This is a genomic window from Paenibacillus praedii (assembly GCF_049725345.1).
Taxonomy (GTDB): domain Bacteria; phylum Bacillota; class Bacilli; order Paenibacillales; family Paenibacillaceae; genus Pristimantibacillus.
Genome location: NZ_JBMWAM010000052.1, coordinates 1 through 638, shown reverse-complemented (window position 1 = coordinate 638; position 638 = coordinate 1). Strand labels below are relative to the sequence as shown.

Sequence of the window (638 nt, the reverse complement as noted above, 5' to 3'; positions counted from 1 at the left end):
GCATTGCTGAAGCTTGCAGAAATCCCTCGCAGTACGTTTTATTATTGGGTGAAACAGTTGGGTAAGCCAGATCCAGATGCAGAACTGAAGTCGCTCATTCAAGGCATCTACGAGGAACATAAGGGCCGTTACGGCTATCGACGTATTCGTGACGAGCTCTTGAATCGGGACCATCGCGTTAATCATAAAAAAGTGCAGCGGATCATGAAAGAACTAGGATTAAAATGCATGGTTCGGATCAAGAAATACCGTTCGTACAAAGGGACTGTAGGTAATATAGCGCCGAATGTACTTGATCGTCAGTTTAAGGCGCAAAAGCCAAATGAGAAGTGGGTTACCGATATCACGGAGTTTAAATTGTTTGGTGAGAAGCTGTACCTTTCACCCGTGCTGGACTTGTTTAACGGCGAAATCATCACCTACACCATCGGATCTCGTCCCACCTACTCTTTGGTCGCTGATATGCTGAACCAGGCCTTTGAATGCTTATCCGAGGAGGATAAGCTCCTCCTGCATTCAGATCAAGGCTGGCACTATCAGATGAAGCAGTATCAATATGCGTTGAAGAAAAAGGGGATTACCCAAAGCATGTCTCGAAAAGGGAATTGCTATGATAATGCGGTCATGGAGAACTTCTT

The 638-nt window shown here is 45.3% G+C and carries 1 protein-coding gene; it reads left to right on the top strand.

The window, feature by feature from the left end:
* Window positions 1-638: IS3 family transposase (locus ACO9K6_RS20950; RefSeq protein WP_424769465.1), on the top strand; the 638-nt coding region annotated here is incomplete at both ends.